5 protein-coding genes and 1 tRNA gene are annotated in these 6,051 nt (G+C 69.9%); 4 read left to right on the top strand and 2 right to left on the bottom strand.

Translation table 11 applies throughout. The features are described from left to right. Positions 1-75: 75 nt before the first annotated feature. Positions 76-258: a hypothetical protein gene (locus AOK17_RS44640; RefSeq protein ID WP_055618377.1), complete on the bottom strand. Its 183-nt coding sequence runs from the start codon at positions 256-258 to the stop codon at positions 76-78. Positions 259-591: 333 nt separating this feature from the next. Here AOK17_RS44640 and AOK17_RS44635 point away from each other — a divergent pair, with 333 nt between their 5' ends. Beyond that, positions 592-2,058: an alkaline phosphatase PhoX gene (locus AOK17_RS44635; RefSeq protein WP_055618376.1), complete on the top strand. Its 1,467-nt coding sequence runs from the start codon at positions 592-594 to the stop codon at positions 2,056-2,058. Between the two features lie 103 nt (positions 2,059-2,161). Next, positions 2,162-3,109, top strand: coding sequence for a LysR family transcriptional regulator (locus AOK17_RS44630; RefSeq protein WP_055618375.1), 948 nt, complete (start codon positions 2,162-2,164; stop codon positions 3,107-3,109). A gap of 25 nt (positions 3,110-3,134) precedes the next feature. Here the strand turns inward: AOK17_RS44630 and AOK17_RS44625 are convergent, their stop codons facing one another. Beyond that, positions 3,135-3,905, bottom strand: coding sequence for an SDR family oxidoreductase (locus AOK17_RS44625; protein WP_055618374.1), 771 nt, complete (start codon positions 3,903-3,905; stop codon positions 3,135-3,137). 190 nt (positions 3,906-4,095) lie between these two features. Between AOK17_RS44625 and AOK17_RS51105 the strand changes: the two genes are divergently transcribed. Both AOK17_RS51105 and AOK17_RS44620 read left to right on the top strand, forming a co-directional pair. Beyond that, a tRNA-Ile gene (locus AOK17_RS51105) sits at positions 4,096-4,194 on the top strand. A gap of 368 nt (positions 4,195-4,562) precedes the next feature. Next, positions 4,563-6,051: TROVE domain-containing protein (locus AOK17_RS44620; protein ID WP_055618373.1), on the top strand; the 1,489-nt coding region annotated here is incomplete at its 3' end.

The raw sequence follows: 6,051 nt of genomic DNA, 5'->3' as shown, positions 1-6,051 counted from the left end.
GGGGGTTCGGGGGCTGGCCCCCAAGTAAGTGACGGGAATGGGTAGGGGCGGCGGGGGCGAAAGAAATGCAGGTCCTCAGGGCTCGTCCTCGCCCATCGCCAGGACCCGGACCGGGACGCCGTCGAGTTCGTCCGGGACCACGTCCTCGGGGCGGAGCCGGTCGCGGGGGACCTTGCGGGTGACGAAGACGACGATGACGTCCTCGCCGGACTCCTCGTCGCGCCCACTCCCGACACCGGTCACATTGGCCAGCGCCATCAGCCGTTCCTCATGGCGGTGGCTTGCCTGACGCGCGTCCACTTCGGCTCGCCTCCCATGGGTCGTACGGGTCCTTGGTATGGAGATTATTCCGACCAACAGTTCGCATGCGAGGACTGATGGGCCGTACGGGGCGGCATTGCTCCGGACGGGCGGAAGAGGCCGGATCCGCCCGGATTCACGCAAGCGAGCCCTGGGAAGTCGGCCCGCGTTCAACCGGCGTTCAGTCACGGGCGGGACCGTGTGGCCGACAGTCGGGTCCGCCACCCTCCACGCGTCACCACCCTCGCCACCCCCTCGCCACGGTCACACTCCACCGTCACAGGAGACAGCATGTCGCTCACCCGCAGGGACTTCGCCAGACGATCCGCGATCACCGGCGCCGGTGTCGCACTGATCGGCAGCGTCGGCACACTCGCCACCGCGCCCGGCGCCCTCGCGTCCACGGACACCGAGACCACGGGCGATGCCGACGACGCCGACCGGCACGGCGGAGGGCACGGCGGAGCCGTCGGCTACGGCCCGCTGCTGCCCGACCCCAAGGGCGTCCTCGCGCTGCCCGCCGGGTTCCGGTACCGCGTCATCACGTACAGCGGGAGGACCAAGCTGGAGTCGGGCGAGTTCACCCCCTCCAACCACGACGGCACGGCCACCTTCGACGGCCCGCGCGGCACGACCCTCCTGGTCAACAACCACGAGCTGAAGGGCCCGCGCGCCAACTGGAAGTACCCCGTCCCGCTCACCGAGGGTCTCGTCTACGACCCGGCCGCGTCCGGCGGCTGCACGGTCGTCGAGGTGCGCCCGGGCGGCGCGGTCGCCGAGTGGGTCGGCATCGCGGGCACCTCCACCAACTGCGCGGGCGGCAGCACCCCCTGGGGCACCTGGCTCACCTGCGAGGAGAACTCCGACCGCGCCGGCGTCAACGGCATGACCAAGGACCACGGCTACGTCTTCGAGGTCGACCCCAGCGACCGGCGCGCCAACCGCAACCCCAAGCCCCTGAAGTTCTTCGGCCGGTACGACCACGAGGCCGTCGTCATCGACCCCAAGCGCGGCCACGCCTACCTCACCGAGGACGCGTCCGGCCCCAACGGCCTCTTCTACCGCTGGACCCCGCCGAAGGGCTTCCACTACGGCCCCGGCAGGTTCCGTACGCTCGCCGACGACGCGGGCGTCCTCCAGGCCCCCAAGTGCTACAACTCCGGCGGCCACTTCATCGACGACCTCTCCCGCGCCACGAAGATCGGCACGGTGTACGGCGTCGACTGGGTGGACGTCCCCGACCGCGACGCGAAGACCGTCGACGTGCGCAAGCAGTTCGGCGCCGGCGAGATCACCCGCGCCCGCAAGCTCGAAGGCATGTGGTGGGGCGACGGCGGCGCGTACATCGTCTCCTCGTACGCCCGTGAGGAGAGCCCCGTCCAGCACGACGGCCAGGTCTGGTTCTACGACCCCAAGCGCCGCACGCTGACCCTGAAGGTCCTCCTCGGGGTCAACCCCGACCCGTCGGTGGACGGCGCCTTCGACGGTCCTGACAACATCACCGTCTCCCCGTACGGCGGACTCGTCATCGCCGAGGACGGCGAGGGCGTCTCGCACCTCTTCGGCGCGACCGACAGCGGCCGTACGTACCCCATCGCCCGCAACGACCTCAACATCGGCTCCGGGGAGGAGCCGGAGTTCAGCGAGTTCACCGGCGTCACCTTCTCGCCCGACGGAAGGACGCTGTACGCCAACATCCAGGAGCCGGGCATCATGCTGGCGATCACCGGTCCCTGGCGGCGTCAGAAGCGCGGCTGAGCTCCGCTTCGTACGGAGGCCCTTGGAGGGTGGAGTAAAGCCGTCGCCTCCCGTGTTGTAACACCAATTACAACCTGGGAAGCGTGGGAGGGGACGGGAGCCGATGAGCCTTCGCCAGTACGAGTACGCCCTGGCCGTTGCCGAGGAGGGCTCGGTGACGGCGGCGGCGGAGCTGCTGCACGTCGCTCAGCCGTCGGTGTCCCAGCAGATCCGCGGCCTGGAGCGGGAACTCGGCGTGCAGCTGTTCGCCCGTACGCCGACCGGACTGGTGCCCACGGTGGTCGGCCGCGCGTTCCTGCGGGAGGCGGAGGTCGCGGTCAGCGCGTCGCGGCGGGCCAGGGCGACGGCGCGGGCCGGTGCCGACGAGCTGGTGGGCGAGATGGTGGTCGCGGCGCAGATGGGATTCGGCACCCGGCAGCTGCCGGGCGCCCTGGGCACGCTGCGTCGCCGCTTCCCGCGGCTTGAGGTCACCGTCTTCGAGGAGCCGAGCTCCGCCGAGCTGGAGCGGCTGTGCCGCCGGGGCGCGGTGAACCTCGCCCTCATGGCGGCGTGCGAGCGGAGCCCCTCCGACGCCCACCACCTCGGCGACGAGAACTTCGTCGTGGTGCTGGGCGCCGGGCACCGGCTGCTCGCCGCGGACCGGGTCGAGCTGCGCGAGCTGGAGGGGGAGCCGTGGGTGAGGTTCGACCGGGACAGCGCGCTCGACGGCGTACTGCTGAACGTGCTGCGGGACAACGATCTGACCCCTACCCCGGTCGCCCGCGTGTCCCAGACGGCGACGGCGGTGCGCTGGGCCGCCCATGGGCTGGGGGTGACGCTCGTCCCGGCCTCCGCGGTGCCCCACGGCTACGAGCACCTCGCGCGTCCGGTGTTCCCGGTCGTGTCCCAGCCCGTCATCGCCGTGCTCCGGCACGGCTCGGGCCCGGCGGAGACGGCCCTGCTCGAACTCCTGCGTAAGGAGACCTGGTCCGAGTCGACCTGGTCCGAGTCGATCCGGTCCGAGTCGGCCTGGTCCGACTCGACTCGGTCCCAGTCTGCTTCCTTCTCGTGACGGCCGAGCAGAGATTCCGTTGGCTTCAGCCCCTGTGGAATTCGCCGCCGTCCACTACGAGATTGCTCCCCGTCATCCAACTCGCCCGGTCGGACGCGAGGAACAGCACCGCGTCGGCGATGTCGTCGGGCTGACCCTCGCGCCCCAGCGGCACGGTGGTGGTGTTCTGGCCCTGCGTGGGGTCCAGGCGCGCCCACTGCTCCCGCGTCAGTTCGCCGCCGGGGGTGGCCGTCCTGCCGGGAGTCACGGTGTTGACCCGGATCCCGGACGGAGCCAGCTCCAGGGCCAGGCCCCGGCTGTAGTTCTCCAGCGCCGCCTTCGCCGCCGTGTAGTGCAGGAACGGGGGCGGCGTGGCGGGGACCGCGGCCGAGGAGACGTGCACGATCACCCCCGAACGCCGGTCCCGCATCCCCGGTACCAGCAGCGAGTCCAGCCGTACCGAGGCCAGGTAGTTCAGGTCCAGTTGGTCCTGCCACTCCTCGTCGGGGATGGCGGAAGTGCTCGCGTACGGTTGCGCCCCACCCGCGTTGTGGACCAGGACGTCCACCCCGCCGAGCACCTCCTGCGCCGCTGCGGCGAGCGCCTCCGCGCCGGCCCGTGTCCGTACGTCGGCCGCGACGAAGGCGGCCCCCTCCGGCACCGTGCTCGTCGCCGACCTGGCGGTCGTGAGCACCTCGGCGCCCGCGTCCAGGAGTTGGCGCACGATGGCCGCCCCTATTCCGCGAGAGCCACCTGTTACCAGGGCCCGCTTTCCCTTGAGTTCTTGCGTTCCTGATTCGGGCTCGGTCGTCGTCATGCCGCCTGCTCTTTCAGTTGTGCGGATACGTCGTCGTGCGTATCTCGGCGAGTTGGTTCACCGTACGTTCGGGGAAGAACGAGGGGCAAAGACGTAAAGTCAGCAGGTGGTATAGGGAGTTCCTATGGCGGCTGTGGTGCCTGGGGCGCCTGTGGCCGGTGCACCTTCGGGAATAATCGTTCGCCCGGCCCTCGGTGTGCGTCCTAGAGTGATGAACGTCCAGGTGCGAAGGCAGGACCTACTTCCACTGATAATGGGGCGGCCACGGGTTCGAGTCCCGTCACCGGTACAACGCGCCGGTGTAGCTCAGGGGTTAGAGCACCTACGTCGGTTCCGCCGGCCTTGAACTCTGGACACCACAACTTCATGCACCTCCCGGTGCGATGGCGGCGGCTACTTCTCTTCCAAAGAATCCAGGCCGCCGCCGACTTGATCTCGGGAGGCGCAGCAAATGGTGTGTGCCCGGTGCGAAGGCAGCGGATACTTCGGGACTTGGTGGGAAACCGTGCGGGTTCGAACCCCGTCATCGCCTCGGGCGATGTGGCGGAACTGGAAAGACGCGCCAAGTTATAAGCGACCGCAGCCGACTTCGATCTCGGGCACGCTCCATTTGCTGTACCTCCCTCCGAAACACCACTGAATTCGGGGGAATTCATCATGGCGCGATTCAACACCAAGGCGGCCAAGGCCCAGGGCACTTCGCGGGTCACCTCGACCGGGCGCGTACTGCGCACGTACGAGGGCGGTCGCGGCCGTGAGCGCGACGCGCGCTCCGAGCTCTTCCTGCTGGCGATCGCCAACCTCGTCTCGCAGAACACCTTCTACGAGACCGGCGACGCCCGGGACGACCGGTTCGCCGCGCTCGTCCGTGAGCTGGCCGTCAGCGACCCGTCGTGGACGGCGAGCATGCTGGCCTGGCTGCGCGGCGAGGGCAACATGCGGACCGCGTCCATCGTCGGCGCCGCCGAGTACGTCAAGGCGCGCCTCGACGCGGGCGCCACGGACGGACCGGCGAACCGGCAGGTCGTCGCCTCCGTGCTGCGGCGCCCGGACGAGCCCGGCGAGCTGCTCGCGTACTGGACCGCGCTGTACGGCCGCAACATCCCCAAGCCCGTGAAGCGCGGCATCGCCGACGCCGTACGCCGGCTCTACAGCGGCAAGTCGCTGCTGAAGTACGACACGGCGTCCAAGGGCTACCGCTTCGGCGACATCCTCAACCTCGTGCACGCGGCACCGGACCCGGACAAGCCGTGGCAGGGCGAGCTGTTCCAGTACGCGCTCGACCGGCGGCACAATCCGGACACCGCGGTCGTGCCCAAGTCGCTGCCCGTCCTGGCGGCCCACCGTGACCTGATGGCACTGCGGCCCGCCAAGCGGCGCAAGGTGGTGACCGGTGCGCACGGCGCGCAGCGTCTCGCCGACGCGGGCATCACCTGGGAGGCGCTCGCCGGGTGGCTGCAGGGTCCGATGGACAAGGCGGCCTGGGAGGCCGTGATTCCGTCCATGGGTGCGATGGCGCTGGTGCGGAACCTGCGTAACTTCGACGAGGCCGGGGTTTCGGACGAGGTTGCTGCCCAGGTCGCCGCGAAGATCAGTGACCCTGCGGAGGTTGCGCGTTCTCGGCAGTTCCCGTTTCGGTACCTCGCCGCCTACCAGCACGCGCCTTCGCTGCGCTGGGCGTACCCGCTGGAGCAGGCGCTCGGGCACTCGCTCGCCAATGTGCCGGCGCTGGGTGGCAGGACGCTCGTGCTCGTCGACCGGTCCGGGTCGATGTTCTACTCGCGGCTGTCCGACCGCTCGGAGCTCAACCGGGCCGACGCGGCGGCGATCTTCGGTACGGCGCTCGCGCTGCGGGCCGCGGACGCCGATCTTGTCGAGTTCGGGACGAGCAGCGCGCGGGTGAAGTTCCGTCGGGGTGAGTCGGTGTTGAAGGTGCTGGAGCGTTTCGGTGATCTCGGTGGGACTGATACGACCGAGGCGGTGCGCAAGCACTACAAGCGGCATGACCGTGTGCTGATCGTCACGGACGAGCAGGCCACGTACAGCCACTACGGCGACCCGACCGAGCAGGTTCCTGCGCATGTGCCGGTCTACACCTGGAACCTTGCGGGGTACCGGGCCGGGCACGGGGCGTCGGGGGCAGGGG

The sequence above is a fragment of the Streptomyces phaeochromogenes genome, assembly GCF_001418655.1.
GTDB lineage: Bacteria > Actinomycetota > Actinomycetes > Streptomycetales > Streptomycetaceae > Streptomyces > Streptomyces phaeochromogenes.
Note: the sequence above shows the minus strand (reverse complement) of the source record. Positions and strands in the feature narration are given on the sequence as shown.

What these genes read in the sequence shown, in the direction of transcription:
- AOK17_RS44640 (WP_055618377.1), bottom strand. Translation starts at nt 258, where the DNA reads ATGGCGCTGGCCAATGTGACCGGTGTCGGGAGTGGGCGCGACGAGGAG.
- AOK17_RS44635 (WP_055618376.1), top strand. Translation starts at nt 592, where the DNA reads ATGTCGCTCACCCGCAGGGACTTCGCCAGACGATCCGCGATCACCGGC.
- AOK17_RS44630 (WP_055618375.1), top strand. Translation starts at nt 2,162, where the DNA reads ATGAGCCTTCGCCAGTACGAGTACGCCCTGGCCGTTGCCGAGGAGGGC.
- AOK17_RS44625 (WP_055618374.1), bottom strand. Translation starts at nt 3,905, where the DNA reads ATGACGACGACCGAGCCCGAATCAGGAACGCAAGAACTCAAGGGAAAG.